A 19,611-nucleotide genomic window follows, 5' to 3' on the forward strand; every position below is an offset into this window, starting at 1 on the left:
TCATGTCCGAGATGTTGCGTGCCCCCGCCGAGGTCAAGTACGCCGAGGAACTCGACTTCCTGGAGTCGGTCGACACCGACCCGAAGCCGTTCTCGTGGCGGCTGAGCCCACGGATGGTCCGACTGTTCGTCCTCGGCTCGGAACGGGCCGACGGGCTCGACCGGGAGATCCCGCAGAAGTGGTTCGGCGACCGCACGTTCGTCGAACGCAGCATCGTGACCCTGGCGTCGGACCGGGGCCTGCTGCTGATCGGCGACCCGGGCACCGGCAAGAGCTGGCTGGCCGAGCTGCTGGCCGCGGCCGTCTGCCGCAACTCGACCCTGGTGGTCCAGGGCACCGCCGGCACCACCGAGGACCACATCAAGTACTCGTGGAACGTCTCCATGGTCATCGCCCGGGGCCAGTCCCGGGAGTCGATGATCCCCTCGCCGATCATGACGGCGATGGAGCAGGGCACCGTCGGCCGGTTCGAGGAGCTGACCCGTTCCACGAGCGACGTGCAGGACGCGTTGATCTCGATCCTGTCGGAGAAGTACGTCTCCATCCCGGAGCTGGACCACGACAACATCGTCTTCGCCAAGCCCGGTTTCTCGATCATCGCCACCGCGAACAGTCGGGACCGGGGCGTGAACGACCTGTCCTCGGCGCTCAAGCGGCGGTTCAACTTCGTCCGGATCCCGGTGGTGACCAACAAGCGCAGCGAGGCCGAGATCGTCCGCTTCCGCACCGAGGAGCTGCTGCGCCGCCACCAGATCACCCTGGACGTGCCGCCGACCCTGCTGGACATCCTGCTCCAGAGCTTCGCCGACCTGCGCGCCGCCGCCTCCTCGGCGACCAGCGACGACGAGAAGCTGGAGTCGGCGCTGTCCACCGCCGAGCAGATCGGTGTCCTGGAGGACGCCATCCTGCACAGTCAGTTCTTCGGCGACCGCACCCTGCGCGCCGCGACGCTGGCCGGCTCGCTGGTGGGTTCGCTGGCCCGCCGCAGCCCGGAGGACCTGGCGATCCTCAACAAGTACCTGCACGGGGTGGTCGAGCCGCGCGCCAAGCAGGACGGCGGCGGCTGGGAGGGCTTCCTCGACGGTGGCCGCCAGGCGATCGCCGCCCTGTCGTGACCGCCCCCACCACCCCCGGGCCGTTCGGCGCGCTGCGCGAGCAGCTCACCGCCGCCGCCAGCACCTTCGCCGGCAGCTCGGACGCCGTCGCGGAGATCCTCGCCGGCATCGTCGACGACGTCGACCGCGCCCTCGGCGAGGAACTGGAGATCTTCCCGGTCTGCCACCACTCCCCGTCGTCGGCGCTGGCCATGGTGCGCAGGCTGCGGGCGAAGCAGCCGAAGGTGATCTACCTGGAGCTCTGCGAGGACCTCCAACCGCTGCTGGGCGAGCTGCGCAACTGCCGCCTCCCGGTCGCCGTGCAGGCGTTCGCCTCGAAGCTGGACGGCTTCCCGGCCGACTGGGGGCCGCTCAGTGTGGTCGCGCCGATCACCGAGGCCAGCGCCGAATACCAGGCCATCGCGTACGCGCTGGAGACGCCGGGCGTCGAGCTGGTGCTGGTGGACCGCTCCACGGACCACGTCTTCCAGTGGCTGCCCCGCCCACCCGGCACCGCCGACAAGCCCCCGCCCGGCACCGCCGAGGAGGCCCCGTCCGGCGGGGACGTCGAGACCACCACGCCGGCGGGGGAGGAGGCGGCCCTGCACGGCGACGCGATCGGCGTCGAGATCGGCGACCTGCGGCCCCGCTTCGCGGAGCTGGAGGCGTACCTGCTGCACCACGGCAAGGTCCGGCACTGGTCGGAGTGGTGGGACCAGTACGTCGAGCAGCCGCTGGCCGACGCCGACCACGACACCTACCGGCAGGTGATGGTGCTGATAGGCAGCCTGTTCCGGCGGCTGCGCCCGGCCGGGTCGGACGCCCGGGACCGGGACGAGGACCGCGAGCGTTACATGTGGACCCGGATGCGGCAGCACCTCGCTGCCTCCGGCGCCGACCCCGCCGACTGCCTCTACGTCTGCGGCGCGTTCCACGCCGCCAGCCGGGTGGAGCAGTTCGGGCTGCGGGCCGACGCCCCGTTCGACATCGGTCCCCGCACCGGCACCCGGTGGCACTACGGCCTGATTCCGTCCAGCCACTCCGCCATCGAGGCGCAGTTCGGCCTTGCCCCCGGCTCGGTGTCGATCGCCGCCACCACCTGGACCAAGGCGGTCGCCCGCACCGGGCTGGCCCCGTTCCGCCTGCAAGGGCAGCGCGGCGGCCGCACCCGCACCGCCGGCCGTCGCCGGGCCACCACGGCCCCCGCGCCCGCCGCCGGGGTCGCCGACCGGCTCTCGGGCTACCTCGCCCGGCCGCCGGCAGCGCAGGGCCTGGACGAGGCGGAGCTGCGGGGCTGGTGCGTCGACATCGTCCGGCTGGCCCGGCGCAACGGCTACCTGGCCAGCACCGCCGACGCGATCGCCGTCTTCGAGACCTCGATCCTCCTCGCCGGCCTGCGCAACCGCGCCCGCCCCACGCCGTACGACTTCGCCGACGCGGCGGTCACCTGCATCGAGAAGGACGTCGTCCCGGGCCGCCGCGACGTCCGCCGGCTCTGCGAGATCCTGTTCGGCGGCGACCGGGTCGGCCAGGTGGGCTACGAGGCCCTTCCGCCGCTCGCCCGCGACGTCCACGACCGGCTCGCCCCGCTCGGGCTCGACCTGGAGAAGCGCACCATCCAGCGGGCCCTGGTGGACCTGCGGGCCAGCCCCGAGCTGGTGCCGTGCTCGGATCTGCTGTGGCGGCTGCGGCACCTGCTGCCGTCCGACGCGGTCCGGCCCATCATGGGCGAGCGCCGGCTGGGGCAGCGCTCGATCCAGGAGAGCTGGGACCTGGCGCTCGGCCGCAACCAGCGCTCGCTCATCGAGCTGGGCTACGAGGGGGTGACCGTCGAGCAGGTGCTGGAGCAGCGCCTGCGCCGCGCCGTACGGGGCCCGGACGCGACGGCCTCGGTGGCGTTGGGGGCCGTCGAGGACGCCATCCGGCTGCTCGACAGCCCGCGCCTGGTCGACGAGCTCGGCACCCGCGCGGTGGAGCTGCTGGCCGCCGAACGCACCGTCGACGACGCCCCCGAGGTGCTGCGCCGGATCCGGCGGCTGCTGGCCCACCACCGCGCCACCGGGCCGCTGCCGGCCTGGTGCGAGGCGTTCGTGACCACGGGGTACGCGCACTACTGCACCCTGCTGCCCACCGCGTTCCTCGACGAGGACAGCGGCGTACGTCAGGTCGGCGCCATGCTCGGCTTCCTGTTCGGCATGGAGAGCCTGGCCCTCTCCCTGGGCTGCGACCGCTCCCAGCTCGAACTCGCCGTCGCGCAGTCGCACCCGGCGGCGCCGGCCAAGGTGGCGCTGCTCTGGGCCGCCCGCCACCAACTGGGCCTGCTGCCGCTGGCCGAGTTGCGCGAACGGTGTGCCGAGCTGCTCGGCAATCCGCTGGTGGTGCCCGCCTTCCCGCAGTACCTCAGCGGCTTCGTGCAGGCCCTGGAGCCGGTGCCGGGGCTCGCCCCGTTCGTCGTGGAGGTGATGTCGTCCGCGTTCGCCCGGCTGCCCGACCCGGTCCTGCTGCCGTGGCTGCCCACGCTGATCACCACCCTGCGCGAGCACGGTGCGGAGCTGGTGCCGCTGCTGGTGCGGGAGGCGGGGCGTACGTTCCCCGGCTCGCTGGCCGCGCTGGACGCCTGGGTGCCGCCGTGGTCGGCCTCGGCCCCGCCGACGCCGCCGCTTGCCGCCGTGGTGTCCGGACCGGTGTCCGCCCTGCTGGCGGCGAATCCGCAGAGCGTCGACGCCGTCGCCGCGTTGCTCGGCTGCGACGGCGGCTGGCGGGAGCCGGACGGCGGCGGCACCGCCGCTTCCGCCGGCCTGACCGCCCTGCTGGCCGCGCATCCGGAGACCACCGACGCGGTGGCCGGCCTGTTGGCGGCGACCCCGCGCTGACCGCCGGCCGCGAGGGCGGCTGCCGGCGCGCCGGGGTGGCCTGCGGCCTGCGGCCCGGCGCGCCGGGGTGGCCTGCGGGCCTGCGGTCGGGCGCGTCGGGGTGGCCTGCGGGCCTGCGGTCGGTGCGTCGGGACGGACTGCGGCCCGGCCGGCGGACCGCGTCCTGGCCTGCGTGTTTCCCGGTCGGTGGGCCGGGAATCCGGGTCGTCCGGCAGCGCGGCGCCCGGCGCGCCGCCCGACGAACGGACGCCGCGCCCATGACGTACCGTCCGACACTTGCCACCGCCTCCGACACGGCGACGCTGACGCTGGGGGTCGAGGAGGAGTACCTCCTGCTCGACCCGGACACGGGGGAGAGCCTGCCGGTCGCCGACCGGGTGCTCGCCGCGCTGTCCGGCAGCGCCCGGGACCAGAGCCGGCAGGAGTTCCGGCACAGCATGGTGGAGATGGTCACGCCCGTCACCGCCGACCTGGCCGAGCTGCGCGCCCACCTGGTGGCGTTGCGTCGCTCGGTCGGCGACGCGGCCGAGGCCGCCGGGGCCCGGCTCGTCGCGGTCGGGGCCACGCCCGTGCACGAGCCGCACAGGACGGTGCCGGACAAACCGCGCTACCACGCGATGTCCCGGCGGTTCGGGCCGGTGGCGCACGATCCGGCCGTGTGCGGCTGCCACGTGCACGTGGGGATGGCCGACCGCGAACTGGCCATCCAGGTCTGCAACCACCTGCGACCGTGGCTGCCGGTGGTGCAGGCGATCACCGCCAACTCGCCGCTGCACGACGGCCGCGACACCGGGCACGCGAGTTGGCGTTCCATGCAGCTGGAGCGCTGGCCCAGCATCGGGCCGACCCCGCACTTCGAGTCCGTCGCCGACTACGACGCGACGGTGGCGGAGCTGATCAACGCCGGAATCATGCTCGACGCGGCGATGGTCTACTGGTACGCCCGCCCGTCGGCCGCGTACCCCACGGTGGAGGTGCGGGTGGGCGACGTCTGCCCCGCCGTGGACGACGCCGTGCTGGTCGCCGGGCTGGTCCGGGCGCTCGTCGCGACGCTGGCCGACGACGCCCGTGCCGGCGTCCCCGCCCGGCGGATCCGCGACTGCCTCGTCTCCGCCGCACACTGGCGGGCCGCCCACGACGGGTTGGAGGGCGACCTCATCGACCTGCGCGCCGGCATCGCCCGTCCCGCCTGGGACCTGGTCGGGGAGCTCGTCGACACGGTCGCGCCGGCCCTGGCCCGCCACGGCGACCTCGACTACGTACGCGACCAACTGCTCCGGCTGCGCCGCGACGGCAACGGCGCCACCAGGCAACGCCGCGTCATGGCCCGCACGGGCGACGACGTGCGCGCCGTCCTGGACCACCTTGCCACCGAGACCCGCGCCGGCTGAGCCGTCCCGTTGCGCGCCACACGACGTCGGGGCGGCCCGGTCAGCGGACGTCGTGGGACTGTAGCCAGAGTTCCAGCAGGCCGAGCTGCCAGAGCTTGTTGCTGCCGGCGGCGGCCTGCGCCCGGTCCGGCTCGGCCAGCAGTTCGGCGACGTACTCGCGGCGGAACAGGCCGCGCTCGCGGGCGGCGGGCGCGGCGAGGGCCTCGGCGACGAGCTGCCGTACGGGGCCGTCGACGTTGCGCAGCGCCGGCACCGGGAAGTAGCCCTTCGGCCGGTCGATCACCTCGGCGGGCAGCACCTGACGGGCCACCGCCTTGAGTACGCCCTTGCCGCCGTCGGCCACCTTGTGCTCGGGCGGGCAGGCCGCCGCCAGGGCGACCAGGTCCTGGTCCAGGAACGGGGTGCGCACCTCCAGCCCCCACGCCATGCTCATGCTGTCCACCCGCTTGACCGGGTCGTCGGGCAGCATCAGGTGGGTGTCCAGGCGCAGCACCGCGTCCAGCGCCGTCTGGGCGCCGGGCGCGGTCAGGTCCGCGGCGAGCAGCTCGCGGCTGGCGTCGCGGTCGCAGGCGTATGCGGGGTCGACCACCCGGTTCAGCTCGGCGTGGTCGCGGTCGAAGAACGCCTCGGCGAAGGCCGCCGCCGCGCCGTCGAGGGGCACCCGCGTCAGGGGCTGGTGGTAGCCGTAGCCGGCGAAGACCTCGTCGGCGCCCTGGCCGGACTGGGCCACCTTCACGTGCCGGGCCACCTGCTCGGAGAGCAGATGGAAGGCGACCACGTCGTGGCTGCCCATCGGCTCGGTCATGGCGTGGACGGTCCGTCGTACGGCCGGGACCAGGTCGTCGTCGGCGAGCCGGATGCGGTGGTGGTCGGTGTCGAAGGCGCGGGCCACCAGGTCGGAGTAGTGGAACTCGTCGCCGGCCTCGCCGCCGCGGCTGTCGAAGCCGATGCTGAAGGTCCGCAGGTGCTGTTGCCCGGCCTCGGCGAGCAGGGCCACGATCATGCTGGAGTCCAGGCCGCCCGAGAGCAGCACACCGACGGGGACGTCGGCCACGAGCCGCCGCCGTACCGCCTCGCGCAGCACGTCCCCGACGGCGGCCCGCCAGTCCCCGGCGTCCATGCCGGCGTGGGCGGGGTCCCGGGCGTAGTCGGGCCGCCAGTAGACGTGCTGGCGGCTGCGCCCGTCGGCCTCGACGACGCGCACGGTGGCCGGGGGCAGCTTCCGGATGCCGCGCAGGACGGTGCGGGGCGCCGGCACGATGGAGTGCCAGGAGAGGTAGTGGTGCAGCGCCACGGGGTCGATCGAGGTGTCCACGTCGCCGGCGCGCAGCAGCGCCGGCAGGGTGGAGGCGAAGCGCAGCCGGCCCGGTGACTCGGCGAGGTAGAGCGGCTTGATGCCGAGCCGGTCGCGGGCCAGCACGAGCCGGCGCCGCCGCTGGTCCACCAGCACGACGGCGAACATGCCGACCAGGTGGTCGACGAAACGCTCGCCCCACTGCGCGTACGCCACCAGGACGACCTCGGTGTCGCTGGTGGAGTGGAAGGTGTGCCCGGCGCCGCGCAGCTCCTCGCGCAGCTGCGGGTAGTTGTAGACGCAGCCGTTGAAGACCAGCGCCAGCCCCAGGTCGTCGCGGACCATCGGCTGGGAGCCGGCCTCGGTGAGGTCGATGACGGTGAGGCGGCGGTGCCCGAGGATCACCCAGCCGTCGTCGAACAGGCCCTCACCGTCGGGGCCCCGGGAGCGCATCGCCTCGACCATCCGGGTCACCGCGTCGGCGTCCGGCGTCGATCCGTCGAACCTCGCCTCGCCGCTGATGCCGCACATCGTCAGTGGTCACCGGGCTTGCGGGGCGTCGGACCCACCGTGATCACTCCCGTCGGCGTCGTGGTTGCGCCGGACCGCCGCTCGCGGGGGCCCGGTCCCGTCCGCAGGACGGGCGGCTGGGCTACCCGCCGCCGGGGGCGACAAACCCGGTTGCGGTCCCCGGTGGGCGCGGGCCCGGTGGGCTGCGTCAGTCGCGCAGCGTACGCAGGATGCGGGCGAGCTGTTCCCGGTCGGCGGGTGGGAGGCCCCCGAACAGCTCCTCGGCGGCGGCCCGGCGGGCGGCGCGGATGGCGGTGCCGGTGCGCGTACCCTCCTCGGTCGGCGCGACCAGGGTGGCGCGCCGGTCCGCCGGGTCGGGTCGGCGCCGCACGAGCCCGCGCGTCTCGAGGTCGTCCACGACCTCGGTGGTCGAGCGCGGGGCGATGCGCAGGTGCTCGGCGAGCGCGCTGAGCCGCAGCGCGCCGTGCCGGTTGAGTACGCCGAGCGCCCGGGACTGGGCGGGCGTGACGTCCCAGGGCGCGAGTGCCTCGCGGGTGCGGTGGCGCAGTCGGCGGCTCACCGCCCAGAACGCCTCGGCGAGGCCGTCCTCGCCGCCGTCGTCGCTGCGGTGGTTGTCTGCCGTCACGGGGAATACGGTAGCAGCGGAAGCTGTTGCTCCCTCATGTTGAGGAAACCTCAGCATTTCCGACGTGAGGAAGTACGCCTTGGAACCCGTTCCCACCGGCCGCGACCGCGGCCCCCACAAGGTCAGCGCCGCCGAGAAGGCCCAGGCACGTCAGGTGTCCCTGCGGCGCATCGGCGCACTGTTCGCCCGGCACCGGGCGGCGCTCGCCGCCGTCACCGCGATCATCGTGGTCTCCTCGGTGCTCGCCATGGCCTCGCCCTTCCTGCTGCGCGCCGTGATCGACCGGGCCCTGCCGGAGCGCGACCTGGCGCTGCTGGTCGCGCTGGTGGCCGGCATGGTCGCCGTCGCCGCCGTGACCTCGGTGCTCGGCGTGGCGCAGACCTGGATCTCCACCCGGGTCGGCCAGCAGGTCATGCACCGGCTGCGCACCGACGTCTTCACCCACCTGCAACGGCAGTCGCTGGCGTTCTTCACCCGCACCCGCACCGGCGAGGTGCAGTCGCGCATCACCAACGACATCGGCGGCATGCAGAGCGTGGTCACCTCGACGGCCACCTCGATCGCGGCCAACCTGACCACCGTGGTCGCCACCGCGGCGGCCATGGTCGCGCTCTCCTGGCGGCTCTCCCTGGTCTCCCTCGTCGTGCTGCCGCCGGCCATCTGGCTGACCCGCCGCGTCGCCCACCTGCGTCGTGAGATCACCGCGCAGCGCCAGCGCGAACTCGCCGACCTCAACGTCACCGTCGAGGAGGGCCTGTCGGTCAGCGGCGTGCACCTGGCCAAGACGCTGGGCACCGGCCCCGCCCTGGCCGCCCGCTTCGCCGCCTCGTCGGAGCGACTGGTCGACCTGGAACTGCGCTCCGAACTCGCCGGCCGCTGGCGGATGGCCACCATGAGCGTCGTCTTCGCCGCCATCCCGGCGGTCATCTACCTCAGCGCCGGCCTGCCCGGCGCCGCCGGCACGCTCAGCATCGGCACCCTGGTCGCCTTCACCGCGTTGCAGGGCGGGCTGTTCCGCCCCCTGATGGGCCTGCTCAACGTGGGCGTCTCCGTCACCGCCTCGCTGGCGCTGTTCGCCCGGATCTTCGAATACCTGGACCTGCCCGTCGAGGTGGCCGACCCCGCCGAGCCGGTCGACGTCGACCCCCGCCGGGTCTGGGGCGACCTGCGCCTGACGGACGTCACCTTCAGCTACCCGGGCAGCGACACCGCCGCCGTCGCGGGGATCACCCTCGACGTGCCGGCCGGCACCGGCCTGGCCCTGGTCGGCGAGACGGGCTCCGGCAAGAGCACCCTGGCCGCGCTCGTCAGCCGCCTGCACGACCCGACGAGCGGCCGGATCAGCATCGACGGCGTCGACCTGCGCGACCTGCGCCTGGCCGACCTGGCCGCGATCGTCGGCGTGGTCAGCCAGGAGACATACCTGCTGCACACCACCGTGCGGGAGAACCTGCGCTACGCCCGCCCGGACGCCACCGACGCCCAGATCGAGGACGCCGCCCGCGCCGCCCAGATCCACGACCTGATCGCCGGGCTGCCCGACGGCTACGACACCGTCGTGGGCTCCCGGGGGCACCGCTTCTCCGGCGGCGAGAAGCAGCGCCTCGCGATCGCCCGTACGCTGCTGCGCGACCCGCGCGTCCTGATCCTCGACGAGGCCACGAGCGCGCTGGACACCGAGACCGAGCGCGCCGTGCAGCGGGCGTTCGACGAGGTGGCCCGGGGCCGTACCACCATCACGATCGCCCACCGGCTCTCCACCGTGCGCGACGCGGACCAGATCGCCGTGCTCGACCACGGCCGGATCGTCGAGTCCGGCAGCCACGACAGCCTGCTGGAGCGGGCCGGCCGCTACGCCACCCTCGCCGCCTGACTGCGGCACCCCGGTCTCAAAACCGTCGCAATATCTGTCTCATTATTCTGCGCCGGCCGGGTCGAGGTGGCGGTAGAGGGTGGCCCGCGAGACCCCGAGCGCGACGGCGATCTCGTCCGCCGAGTGGCTGCCCTCGGCGTGCATCCGCCGGGCCGTCTCGACCTGCTCCGGACCCATCGCCCGGGGCCGTCCGGGGCGTCGCCGGCCCCTCGCCGCACCGCCGGAAGCCGGCGCATCGGCCCCGCCGCCGGAAGCCGGCGCACCCGCGCCACCCGGTGTGCCCGTGCCGCCCGCCCTGCCCGCGTCGCCCGCCGGGCCGGGGCCGACCGGGTCGCCGAGCAGGCGGTGCACGCCGTCGAGCATGTCGGCCCGCAGCACCGCGTCGGGCACGTCGGCGAAGAAGACGATCGGGTCGCTGCACATGGCGACCGCCTGCACCGCCCGCACCCGCTCCCGGCGGCCCGCGTCCACGCCGGCGATCAGGTCGTTGGCCCGCAGCGCGATCCGCATCAGACGGTGGTACGTGTCGCCGCGCGTGACGAGGGCGATGTCGTGGAAGAGCATGCCGAGCGGGCGGCGGTGCGCCAGCATGGTGTCCACCCAGCCCTCCAGCACCGTCGTGCGGGCCCGTTCGGACGGCCCCGCCTCGGCCGCGTCCAGCAGCGCCTCCAGGTCGGACACCAGCGGCTCGATCAGGGCGGTGAGCAGGTGCTCCTTGCTGGGGAAATGGTAGAGGATCGCGGCCTTGGTCAGCCGCAGCCGCTCGGCGATCTGACGCAGCGGGGTGCGCTGGTAGCCGTGCTCGGCGAACAGGTCGAGCGCGGCGCGCAGGATCCGGCTGCGCGTGTCGTCGGGCGCCTCGACGGTCATGGCGGCAAGCGTAGCCGCCGCTGACCGGTGGGAGGCCGCGCTGTTGATTCCGCTTACCATCGGTCAGTACAGTGTGCTCGTCGGCACCACGAGCGGCTGGAGGGGTCATGTCCGTCATCTCCATCGACGACCTGGTCAAGACGTTCGGCAGCGTCCGCGCGCTCGACGGGCTCGACCTGAAGGTCGGGGCGGGGGAGGTGCACGGCTTCCTCGGCCCCAACGGCTCCGGCAAGTCCACCACCATCCGCGTCCTGCTCGGCCTGCTGCGCCGCGACGCGGGCGACGTACGGGTCTTCGACGCCGACCCGTGGCGCGACGCGGTGGCCCTGCACCGCCGGCTGGCGTACGTGCCCGGCGACGTGAACCTGTGGCCCAACCTCTCCGGCGGCGAGGCGATCGACCTATTCGGCCAGCTGCGCGGGGGCCTCGACCGGCGCCGCCGCGACGACCTGCTGGAGCGCTTCGCCCTCGACCCGACGCGCAAGTGCCGCACCTACTCGAAGGGCAACCGGCAGAAGGTCGCCATCGTCGCCGCCTTCGCCTCCGACGTCGAGCTCTACCTGCTCGACGAGCCGACCTCCGGGCTCGACCCGCTCATGGAGGCCGTCTTCCAGGACGAGGTCCGCCAACTCAAGCGCGACGGCGCCACCGTGCTGCTCTCCAGCCACGTGCTGGCCGAGGTCGAGGCGCTCTGCGACCGGGTCAGCATCATCCGCGAGGGCCGCACCGTCGAGTCCGGCACCCTCACCGAGCTGCGCCACCTCACCCGTACGGCCGTCACCGTCGAGACCGCGCGACCGGCGACGGGCCTGGACGCCCTGCCCGGCGTGCACGACGTGCGCGAGGTCGACGGGCGCACCCACCTGGAGGTCGAGCCCGCCCACCTCGACGAGCTGCTCGGGCACCTCGTCCGCTTCGGCGTACGCGCGCTGACCAGCGCCCCGCCCACCCTGGAGGAGCTGTTCCTGCGCCACTACGGCGACGAGCGCGCCGCCCGCACCTCGGCGCCCGTGGCGGGCCGGGCCGACGGTGACCGCCCGACCGACGACCGGCCGGCGGGTGCCCGGTGAGCGCGTTCACCGGCACCGGGCGGCTCGCCCGCCTCGTGCTGCGCCGCGACCGGGTCCGGCTGGCCATCTGGGTGCTCGGCACGCCCCTGCTCGGCTACGCCCTCGCCGGCAGCGTCAAGGAGTTCTACCCGGACGAGGCGGCCCGGGTCGGCTACGCCGGCACGTCGGCGTCCAGCCTGGTCGCCCGCGCGTTCAACGGGCCGATCGCCGGCACCGACCTCGGCGCGGTGGTGGTCGCCGAGACGTACGTGACGCTGGCCCTGCTCGCCGCGCTGCTGAGCACCTTCGCGGTCGTCCGGCACACCCGGCAGAACGAGGAGACCGGCCGGGCGGAGCTGCTCGGCGCCTCCGTCGTCGGCCGGTACGCGCTGCTCACCGCCGCCCTGCTGGTGATCGTCGCGGCGAACGTTGCCGCCACCGTCCTGCTCGCCGCCGCCCTGGCCGGCGCCGGGCTGCCGCTCGCCGGGTCCGTCGCCGCGGCCGCCGCCATCTGTGGCGTCGGAGTGGCGTTCACCGGCATCGCCGCCGTCACCGCCCAACTGTCGGTCACCTCCCGGGGCGCCAACGCGCTCGCCGCCGCCGCCGTCGGGATCTCCTTCCTGCTCCGCGCCGCCGGTGACGTGTTGGGCGAGCAGACCGACGGCGGCCTGCGCGTGGTCAGCGCCTGGCCGTCCTGGCTCTCGCCGCTCGGCTGGGGCAACCAGGTCCGCGCCTTCGGCGGCGAACGCTGGTGGACGCTGGCGCTGCCCGCCGCACTGCTGCTCGCCGGGGTGGCGCTCGCGTACGCCCTCGCCGAGCGGCGCGACATCGGCGCCGGACTCGTCGCACCCCGGCGCGGACCGGCCACGGCCACGCCCGGCCTGCTCAGCCCCGCCGGGCTGGCCTGGCGGTTGCAGCGCGGCGCGCTGCTCGGCTGGGCGATCGGGGTGGCGGTGCTCGGGTTCTCGATGGGCATCGCCGGCGACGAGTTCAACGCCATGATCGAGGAGAACCCGGCCGCCGCCGAGGCCATCAGCGCCATGGGCGGCGGCGCGCGGCTGATCGACGCGTACTTGGCGGCGATGCTGGGGCTGTTCGCGCTGACCATCGGGGCGTACGTGGTGCAGGCGCTGCTGCGCACGCGCACCGACGAGGCCGACGGGCTGCTGGAGGCGGTGCTCGCCACGGCGGTCGGGCGTACCCGCTGGCTCGTCATCCAGGTGGCCGCGGCGACACTCGGCGCACTCGCCCTGGTGCTGCTGGGAGGGCTCACCACCGGGCTCGGCTACGGCCTGGTCGCCGGCGACCCCCTCGGCCGGGCCGTCGAGCTGGGCGGGGCGGCGCTCGTGCGGGTGCCGGCCCTGCTCGTGGTCGTCGGCGTGGTGACGGCGCTGTTCGGGCTGCTGCCCCGCTGGTCAGCGGCGCTGTCCTGGGCGGCGCTGATCGTGTTCCTGCTGCTCGGGCAGCTCGGCGCGGTGCTCGACCTGCCGCAGGCGGCGCTGAACCTGTCGCCGTACACCCATGTGCCGTCGGCCCCGGCGGTCGACCCGGCGGTGCTGCCGCTGGCCGTGCTGACGGCGGTGGCGGCGGCGCTGCTGGCGGCCGGCATGGCCGGCTTCCGCCGCCGCGACGTCCCGAGCTGACGGGGGCGCGTGTCAGGAGGCGGCGAGGGGTTCCTGGGAGCCGGCGTCGAGACGTGCGGTCACCCGGGTGACCGCGTCGCGGATCATCGTGCCGTACCCGTCGTCCGGCAACTCGGCGGCCAGGGGCGCCGCGAGCGCCAGGTGCTCCCGGGCGCGGGCGACGTCGCCGGCGCGACGGTACGCGTCGGCGAGGTTGAGGTGCAGCGACGGCAGGAAGGCGCGGACCCGCAACGACGAGTGGTGCCGCCGGAGGCGCTCGTCGCTGAGGTCGGCTACGACGGCCAGCGCGCGGCGGTCCCACGCCACCTCGTCCGCGACCGCATCCTGAAGGTCGGCCAGGTGGTGCGCGACGGTGCACCGGTGCAGGGCGTCCCCGTCCTCGCCGATCCGGTCCCAGAGCGCCATGAGGGTCGCCCGTGCGGCGGTACGGTCGCCCGCCGCACCCAGCTCCAGGGCACGGCCGATGTGCGCCATGACATCGTCGGCGTCGTTCGTGTCCACCATGCTCCTCGCGATCGGGGCCCGCCGGCGGCGGGTCATCGCGGCACATGCTCCGGCCTCGACCGGCTTGAGGGTCAAGGCCGCACGACCTCCGGCGTGGTGGTGCGGGTCCGGTTGCCGCCGGCTGGCACGCTCCAGCTATGGCAAGCATCGTCGCGCAGTTGCCCGCTCTCATCGGCGTGCTGATCGGCACTGTCGGCACGATCGTTGCGACCTCCGTGGCCGATCGCGCCCGATGGAAGCGGAACCAGGGCGTCCGGTGGGACGATCGACGGCTGGACGCGTACGTCGAGTTCGCGCGGGTGATCAAGGAGATCCACGCCGTCGCGGTGCGGATGCTCGCTGACGAGCGGCCCCACTCGCGCGGGCACCGGATGAACCGGGAGGAGGGCCTCGCTCAACTGGCCGACGCGGACGTGCGGCGCACGCTCGCCTGGGAGAGCCTCCTGCTGCTCGGGGACGCGGCGACGGTGTCGGCGGCACGCGACTGGCGGGACGCCGTGTGGGGGATCGAGCTGGTCGCCCGCGGGCTCCGCCAGGACGACGACCCGGCCGACCTGCTGCAACGGGCCAATGAGGCGCGCGATCTTTTCTACCTCGCGGCCCGTGGCGGTCTCGGCGTCCGTGGCGGCTCCGTCGCCCAGGCCAGGGCGCTCGAACCGAGGCTGGACGAGATCCGGGCGAGCCGGGCGTCAGTGCGTACGCCGGAGGCATCCACACAGGCCTCCGGCTGACCGTTGAACGCGACCGGAGGTTCTTCGTCGTCCGTTCGGTTTGGCGCGCCGGTGGGCCAGGCTCCTGGTGACGGGGTTGCCCGTCGCCGTGCCGTGCGCCGGTGACGGCGGCGCCCAGACCGCCGTTGCAGCTCGCGTACGACCGGTGATGGTGCTCGCCCGACCTCAGCCGGGGTAGCGGGTCCTCCAGTGAGGATCGGTCGGGCGGAAGTACTCGCCTCCCGACGGGCTGTCGTGCAGCTCGGTGACGACGTCGCGGGCCAGCGTGTCGGCCGTCCAGGCCAACTCCAGCCGGGACAGCCAATCGACCGGCAGCGCGTCCGGCCCGTGCGCCGTGCCCAGCAGGGCGCCAGCCACCGTCACGGCGTGGCCGCCGTCGCCGGCCGAGGCGGCGAAGAGGAGCGCCTCGCGTACCGTCTCCCGGCCCGGGAAGCAGGCCACGGCGTAGACGCCGCCGGCGAGCGCGGAGACCGCCCGCGCGTCAGGGGCGAGGCGAGCCAGCTCGCCCCGCGAGGCGGGACCCGACCGGGCTGCCGTCAGGGACGGAACCAGGGACCGCTCAGCGGCCTCGGACCACTCCCCAGATTCCGACGCCACGCTCCCGACGGCCTCGACGAGTGGACGTCCCACGGCGAGCAGACGGACCACCGCACCACCCAGCCCGGCGGCGCCGACGGCGTCGCCCGCGTGCGTGAGGGCGGCCATCTCCGCCGCCTCGCACGGATAGAGGCCGACCGGCAGGGTCCGGGTGAGCGCGTGCGCCCCGGTGCTCGTACCGCTGGGCTCGTCGATCGTGCCCATCTCGCGCCGCTGGAGTGCCGCCACTGTCGCCGGTGCCGACCCGCGCCGCTCGGCCAAGGCCGGTACCCGTACCAGCCAGCCCCGCGGCCCGTTGCCTTCGCCGCGGACCTCGAAGCCGGGTACGCCCTGGATCGCGGCCCAGTTCCGGTACGACTCCCACACCATGCTCGGCGGGTGGCAGATGCCCCGGTGCCGGTGCCGGACGTGGGCGCGGATCAGGCCGTCGACGGTGAAGCAGGCGAGCTGCCCGGCGCTCGTCGCCGGCAGCGGCCCGGACGCCGGCACCGTGCCGCCTGTCGCGCCGATGGCGTCACCGAGCATCAGCCCGAGCACACAGCCCCGAGCGGTCGCGAGCTGCTGCGCCGTCACCCTGGTCACGCCGTGAAGCATAGGAGCGGGTGGTGCGGGGCCGCCTCGGGGCGGGAGAGCCCATGGCCGAACGGAGGCCGGCGAGTTGGACGTAGATCTCGCGCTTGTCGGTCGCCTCGCCGCGCCGGTTCAGGACGTAGCCGGTCAGCCAGATCCAGCCGGCGTACGTCGGTTGGTCGCAGACCGAGACGACGCGGAAGGTCAGGGCGCGGTCCCCGGCGAACTGCACCGAGGCCCGGCCGTCGACGAGGAGCAGGTCGCCGGGGGAGGGGGGCGCGGTCACCAGTGGCCGGCGTTGCGGTGGTGCTCCTCCGGCGGCCGGCACTCCCGCGCGTGCATGGTCTGCCAGTCGCGCAGCGCCCGCTTGATGCGGTCGTTCTCCTGGCTTAGCAGCCGTACCGTTTCGTTGAGCATGGCCAGCTCGTCGGAGACCCGGGCCTGGAACTCGCGTACCTCCACGGGGTCGATGCCGCGCCGGCGCGCGGCGAACTCGCGGGTCCGCACCTCGTGCGGCGTCAACCGGCCCGGGTAACCGGCTGGGTAGGGCTGGCCGCCTCGATACACCTGAGCCACGACGATCCTCTCTCCGGGGCAGGCGGGAGCGCGCAGGCTCCGCGCGGTGGGGTCTGGAAGGGCGGGTCGTCCGCGCGGGGGTCGCGGACGACCCGCCCGCTCGGCCGCCGCAGCCCGAATCGGCGGTACGACAGCAGAGCAACCGAACGGGGTCGGGACGGGCACGGGCACCCGTCCCGACCAGGGGATGAGCCGAACTCGTTGCCACGCGAGGACGGGCTCTGAATCAACATAGCTAGACATGTCAGATGAGTCAACGCTGCTTGTTAGGCGCGTCCCGGTGTGATCGAATCGGATTGCCACGCGAGGAGTGCCATGCGAGAAGTGCCGGACTATTGGCGCATCGCCGACGATGTGATCGCCGACGTCAGATCCAAGAAGTTGAAGCCGGAGGACAGGCTGCCCTCGATCGCCGAACTGCGTCAGACCTATGGCGTCAGTCACGGGACCGTGCAGATGGCCTACGCCCGGCTGGAAGCGTTGCGGGTGATCCGCCGGCAGCAGGGCAAGGGTGTATTCGTCACGGACCCGAAGACCTGGATGCGGGAGCCGTAGGTAGCGGGCTGGCCGGCTCGACGCTCGACCGGACCAGTTGTCTTCGTGGCGACGGGTAGCTGACAGTGCTGATGGCACTGCGACTGTCAGGCTCACCCTGGGGCGGGAAACTCGATGCCCGCCCTCGGAATCTGGGAGCGGACGTCACGGCGACCGCCCCGGTCGGTCGGCGCGACTGACTTCGTGCTTGCGGAAAGTCGGTGCCGCCCGGCAAATGGTGAATTCCACAGGCTTCCCGGGTAAGGATCCACTTGTGACGAGCGGCGACAACCGGTGGGTGGCGAGCGTGCCCGTCTCCTCGGGCACCTCGTTCGCGGGACGGCTCGCCCTGCTCGGCGGGACACTCGCGTTGGCTGACGAAGAAGTGACGTTCACGCCATTAGCGGGCTTGGGCCGTGTCCGTCGGGTCGCGATGGTGGACATCGAGGGTGTCACCGCCCATGCCGATAGGCCGCCACGGCTGTGCATCACCACCAGGACAGGCCGTCGGATGGTCTTCATGGTTCTTCCGAGGCGGACCACGATGGTGTGGTCGTCGGACCCCTCGGCACGGGACGAGGCAGTAGACAGGATCAACGCTCGCCTCGCGCGATGACTGGAGTTCGTAGCGGCGCGCGGGGATGCCGGATCGCACAGGTGGATGGAGTGTTGGGCCGCACGACTGTCGCGGTCAGTGGGGTGCGACGGGGCACACGACTGGCTGACGCGTAGGGGGATGACCATGGCACGTCGGCCGCGTTCGCTGGTGCTGCTCCTGGCTGTCGTTCTCGTGGGCGTTGCCGGTGGTGTCGGTGCTCGGCTGCTGCGCGAGGGGCAGCATCCCGAACGACTGCCCGTACGGGTGGTCGTCACGTCCTCCGCCGCCGAGATCTCGGTGGCGGGGGAGCGGGAAGGGGGGTGTGTCGAGGCGGCGGTGCTCGGCGAGTGCCTGCCGGTCGTACGGGTGATGCATGAGCCAGACGAACCCCTGCGGGCTCTCACGCTGAGCGGGGTGGTCTCGCCGGGAATCTCCCTGCTCTACTGGGGCTGCCGCGAGGGGGCCGGTGTTCCGGTCTGCACGCCGGCTCCCCAGCCCGCGGATGCCGTGGTCTGTGTCACCACGTCCAGCGAGCATGACCTGCAGGCGAGCGCGGCGTGCATGGAGCTGAGTGGCGCCACCCGCACCCCCGCTCCGGCCGCCCGCACCGAAGTGGTCCAGTTCGTGCCGGTCACCCGGGACGGCCGACCGGCGCCGGGCTACCAGGTCACCGAAGTCGGAAGGCAGCAGCCGGACGAGTGCTTCCCGGCCTATTCGGCGACCGCACCGGACATCGTCTCGTGCCTGCCGTTCGTGCTCGGCGCGCACGCCTGCTGGATCGAGCCGGACCGCACCAAGGTGCTCTGCGGAAGACCGGGCAACAACCAGTTGATCCGGTACGACATGCGGCAACCCGTCGCCAGCGCTGACCCGCCGGCAGAAGAGCGGCGTGGTCCGCTGCTGATCGAGTTGCGAGACGGTACCAAGTGCACCAGGCGGTGGGGCGGCCCGACCCCGTCGTGGCCAGGCCCGCTCACGGCCTGGTACTACTGCAGCGGCCGCGGCATTATCGTGCAGGTGGCCGACGAACCCCTGATCTCCCGCAGGGACCCATACTGGACGGTGCGTCTCGTCGATCCCCGCGAGGTCGGCGGCGATCCCGTACTTCAACCCTACGAGGTCGCGTTCGTGCACTACGCGGGACGGCCGTAGCGCCGGCTCACTGCGCAGATTCGACGATCGAATACGTGATCGGGTTACGTCCGTACTTGATGCCGTACCTCGGTACCTCGATCCAGCCAACCGTGTGGAGCGGTTTTCCCGATCCCAGGTCTACGACCACGGTCTCCCTGCGGCCATCCTGGGTGACCTCCAGCACGAGCTCCCATTCGTAGCGGACCGGTCGGCGGGTCGCGCCGACGAGCTCGAAAACCAGCGGTTCGCCCTCCTCGGCGAACCGGTTCTCCACATCGGTGAATACCCGACCGGTCGGCTTGCCGTCCTCGCCGACCGTGAGGGCATCCTTTTTCGGGGAATCCAGGTCGAGGTAGACCACATCGACCGGCCCGCCACCCTCCGGCCCGATGAACAGCAGCGTTCCGGACGGTGCCGGCTGTTCAGCCCGAATTCGGGCCCGCATGGAATCGATGTGCACCGGCTGCTTCCGATTGCCGGTGAGGGTCACCCGGTAGCGCGACACGGAGACGCACTCCGAAGTGCAGCTCCGGCCGACCCGCCTGCCGCCGAGGTCGGTGAGGCGCCGGTCTGCCGCCTCCTGGTGCTCGACAATGCCCTGACTGGAGCGTGTAGTTGGTTGGATGTTGAGGAAGGACAACGCCTCCAGCGGCAGCACCGTCGGGAACACCCACGTGGTGCCGTCGTCGGCCTCGTGGAAAGCCTCGCGGACGCTGACGTGGAACGCCGGTTCCCCCAGATGCAACGGGTCGCTCGCCTTGTCCTCCTGCTGCTTGTTGATCGGCGCGCACGCGTACGTCAAGGCGCCGGCGAGGAGCACGCCGAGCAACGTGATCGCGAGCGTGTTGATGTTCTGCCGCTGAGGAGACACCTGACCGGTCATGCTGCTCCGACCTCCCTGCGGGGAACTGCGGCTCCTCCCGCCATGTCAGCGGCTGGCGCCCGATTGTCGGTGGTGGACGATGGCCGAACTGTCGCCAGTTCGACACTTTGACGTCGGGATGCCGGCAGGAAGAGCGGCGGCGGCTGGGCAATCGAGCACTGTCACCGATGACAGCGGATCAGGCTTGACCCGTATCCCACAGCCCCGGTGCGGACTGATTCGGACCGGGACCGACGAGCAG

At 73.3% G+C, this 19,611-nt stretch carries 18 protein-coding genes; 10 read left to right on the top strand and 8 right to left on the bottom strand.

The features are described from left to right. Positions 1-2 precede the first annotated feature (2 nt). The 3 genes from GA0070610_RS10875 (at position 3) to GA0070610_RS10885 (ending at position 5,358) form a co-directional block, all read left to right on the top strand. Positions 3-1,115: an ATP-binding protein gene (locus tag GA0070610_RS10875; RefSeq protein WP_088999909.1), complete on the top strand. Its 1,113-nt coding sequence runs from the start codon at positions 3-5 to the stop codon at positions 1,113-1,115. After that, entirely contained in the window at positions 1,112-3,967 is a 2,856-nt protein-coding gene (locus GA0070610_RS10880) for a DUF5682 family protein (protein ID WP_088999910.1), read from the top strand. The genes GA0070610_RS10875 and GA0070610_RS10880 overlap by 4 nt, the downstream gene beginning before the upstream one ends. Positions 3,968-4,224: 257 nt before the next feature. Continuing rightward, entirely contained in the window at positions 4,225-5,358 is a 1,134-nt protein-coding gene (locus GA0070610_RS10885; RefSeq protein ID WP_088999911.1) for a carboxylate-amine ligase, read from the top strand. A gap of 40 nt (positions 5,359-5,398) precedes the next feature. Here GA0070610_RS10885 and GA0070610_RS10890 read toward each other — a convergent pair whose 3' ends face one another. Together GA0070610_RS10890 and GA0070610_RS10895 are read right to left on the bottom strand one after the other, a co-directional pair. Continuing rightward, positions 5,399-7,183: an N-acetylglutaminylglutamine amidotransferase gene (locus GA0070610_RS10890; RefSeq protein WP_088999912.1), complete on the bottom strand. Its 1,785-nt coding sequence runs from the start codon at positions 7,181-7,183 to the stop codon at positions 5,399-5,401. A 187-nt stretch (positions 7,184-7,370) separates the two neighbouring features. After that, complete coding sequence (locus GA0070610_RS10895) at positions 7,371-7,808, bottom strand: MarR family winged helix-turn-helix transcriptional regulator (protein WP_231926056.1); 438 nt, start codon at positions 7,806-7,808, stop codon at positions 7,371-7,373. Between the two features lie 79 nt (positions 7,809-7,887). On the opposite strand from GA0070610_RS10895, the gene GA0070610_RS10900 reads away from it, so the two are divergent. Then, positions 7,888-9,681, top strand: a complete 1,794-nt coding sequence (locus GA0070610_RS10900; protein WP_088999914.1) for an ABC transporter ATP-binding protein — start codon at positions 7,888-7,890, stop codon at positions 9,679-9,681. Between the two features lie 42 nt (positions 9,682-9,723). Here the strand turns inward: GA0070610_RS10900 and GA0070610_RS10905 are convergent, their stop codons facing one another. Further along, complete coding sequence (locus GA0070610_RS10905) at positions 9,724-10,551, bottom strand: TetR family transcriptional regulator (RefSeq protein ID WP_088999915.1); 828 nt, start codon at positions 10,549-10,551, stop codon at positions 9,724-9,726. Between the two features lie 107 nt (positions 10,552-10,658). Between GA0070610_RS10905 and GA0070610_RS10910 the strand changes: the two genes are divergently transcribed. Beyond that, entirely contained in the window at positions 10,659-11,621 is a 963-nt protein-coding gene (locus GA0070610_RS10910; protein WP_088999916.1) for an ABC transporter ATP-binding protein, read from the top strand. Then, the gene (locus GA0070610_RS10915; RefSeq protein ID WP_088999917.1) at positions 11,618-13,243 is read left to right on the top strand and encodes an ABC transporter permease; all 1,626 of its coding nucleotides are present in this window, start codon (positions 11,618-11,620) and stop codon (positions 13,241-13,243) included. The genes GA0070610_RS10910 and GA0070610_RS10915 overlap by 4 nt, the downstream gene beginning before the upstream one ends. 12 nt (positions 13,244-13,255) lie before the next feature. On the opposite strand, the gene GA0070610_RS10920 is transcribed toward GA0070610_RS10915, so the two are convergent. Further along, positions 13,256-13,747 carry a hypothetical protein gene (locus tag GA0070610_RS10920; RefSeq protein WP_088999918.1) on the bottom strand — a complete coding sequence of 164 codons (492 nt, stop codon included), beginning with the start codon at positions 13,745-13,747 and terminating at the stop codon, positions 13,256-13,258. A gap of 137 nt (positions 13,748-13,884) precedes the next feature. Here GA0070610_RS10920 and GA0070610_RS10925 point away from each other — a divergent pair, with 137 nt between their 5' ends. Continuing rightward, positions 13,885-14,478 (top strand): hypothetical protein, encoded by a 594-nt coding sequence (locus GA0070610_RS10925; RefSeq protein ID WP_088999919.1) that lies wholly within the window; start codon positions 13,885-13,887, stop codon positions 14,476-14,478. 165 nt (positions 14,479-14,643) lie between these two features. Here the strand turns inward: GA0070610_RS10925 and GA0070610_RS10930 are convergent, their stop codons facing one another. Genes GA0070610_RS10930 through GA0070610_RS10940 form a run of 3 tightly spaced genes read right to left on the bottom strand, consistent with a single transcriptional unit; the run spans position 14,644 to position 16,167 of the window. Next, positions 14,644-15,657, bottom strand: coding sequence for an ADP-ribosylglycohydrolase family protein (locus tag GA0070610_RS10930; protein ID WP_197697826.1), 1,014 nt, complete (start codon positions 15,655-15,657; stop codon positions 14,644-14,646). Continuing rightward, a complete protein-coding gene (locus GA0070610_RS30880) occupies positions 15,590-15,931 on the bottom strand; it encodes a hypothetical protein (protein WP_231926057.1) in 342 nt (113 codons plus the stop codon). Before GA0070610_RS30880 ends, GA0070610_RS10930 begins: the two co-directional genes overlap by 68 nt. Then, positions 15,928-16,167: a DivIVA domain-containing protein gene (locus tag GA0070610_RS10940; RefSeq protein WP_231926058.1), complete on the bottom strand. Its 240-nt coding sequence runs from the start codon at positions 16,165-16,167 to the stop codon at positions 15,928-15,930. Before GA0070610_RS10940 ends, GA0070610_RS30880 begins: the two co-directional genes overlap by 4 nt. A 369-nt stretch (positions 16,168-16,536) precedes the next feature. On the opposite strand from GA0070610_RS10940, the gene GA0070610_RS10945 reads away from it, so the two are divergent. The 3 genes from GA0070610_RS10945 (at position 16,537) to GA0070610_RS10955 (ending at position 18,505) form a co-directional block, all read left to right on the top strand. Next, entirely contained in the window at positions 16,537-16,776 is a 240-nt protein-coding gene (locus tag GA0070610_RS10945; protein ID WP_088999922.1) for a winged helix-turn-helix domain-containing protein, read from the top strand. Between the two features lie 253 nt (positions 16,777-17,029). After that, complete coding sequence (locus GA0070610_RS10950; protein WP_088999923.1) at positions 17,030-17,371, top strand: hypothetical protein; 342 nt, start codon at positions 17,030-17,032, stop codon at positions 17,369-17,371. Positions 17,372-17,491: 120 nt separating this feature from the next. Beyond that, a complete protein-coding gene (locus GA0070610_RS10955) occupies positions 17,492-18,505 on the top strand; it encodes a hypothetical protein (RefSeq protein WP_088999924.1) in 1,014 nt (337 codons plus the stop codon). Between the two features lie 7 nt (positions 18,506-18,512). Here the strand turns inward: GA0070610_RS10955 and GA0070610_RS10960 are convergent, their stop codons facing one another. Beyond that, positions 18,513-19,370 (bottom strand): hypothetical protein, encoded by an 858-nt coding sequence (locus tag GA0070610_RS10960; RefSeq protein WP_088999925.1) that lies wholly within the window; start codon positions 19,368-19,370, stop codon positions 18,513-18,515. Between the last annotated feature and the right edge of the window lie 241 nt (positions 19,371-19,611).

Source organism: Micromonospora echinofusca, from assembly GCF_900091445.1.
Taxonomy (GTDB): Bacteria; Actinomycetota; Actinomycetes; order Mycobacteriales; family Micromonosporaceae; genus Micromonospora; species Micromonospora echinofusca.

What these genes read in the sequence shown, in the direction of transcription:
- GA0070610_RS10910 (WP_088999916.1), top strand. Translation starts at nt 10,659, where the DNA reads ATGTCCGTCATCTCCATCGACGACCTGGTCAAGACGTTCGGCAGCGTC.
- GA0070610_RS10925 (WP_088999919.1), top strand. Translation starts at nt 13,885, where the DNA reads ATGGCAAGCATCGTCGCGCAGTTGCCCGCTCTCATCGGCGTGCTGATC.
- GA0070610_RS10885 (WP_088999911.1), top strand. Translation starts at nt 4,225, where the DNA reads ATGACGTACCGTCCGACACTTGCCACCGCCTCCGACACGGCGACGCTG.
- GA0070610_RS10955 (WP_088999924.1), top strand. Translation starts at nt 17,492, where the DNA reads ATGACCATGGCACGTCGGCCGCGTTCGCTGGTGCTGCTCCTGGCTGTC.
- GA0070610_RS10960 (WP_088999925.1), bottom strand. Translation starts at nt 19,370, where the DNA reads ATGACCGGTCAGGTGTCTCCTCAGCGGCAGAACATCAACACGCTCGCG.
- GA0070610_RS10875 (WP_088999909.1), top strand. Translation starts at nt 3, where the DNA reads ATGTCCGAGATGTTGCGTGCCCCCGCCGAGGTCAAGTACGCCGAGGAA.
- GA0070610_RS10920 (WP_088999918.1), bottom strand. Translation starts at nt 13,747, where the DNA reads ATGGTGGACACGAACGACGCCGACGATGTCATGGCGCACATCGGCCGT.
- GA0070610_RS10890 (WP_088999912.1), bottom strand. Translation starts at nt 7,183, where the DNA reads ATGTGCGGCATCAGCGGCGAGGCGAGGTTCGACGGATCGACGCCGGAC.
- GA0070610_RS10945 (WP_088999922.1), top strand. Translation starts at nt 16,537, where the DNA reads ATGCGAGAAGTGCCGGACTATTGGCGCATCGCCGACGATGTGATCGCC.
- GA0070610_RS10905 (WP_088999915.1), bottom strand. Translation starts at nt 10,551, where the DNA reads ATGACCGTCGAGGCGCCCGACGACACGCGCAGCCGGATCCTGCGCGCC.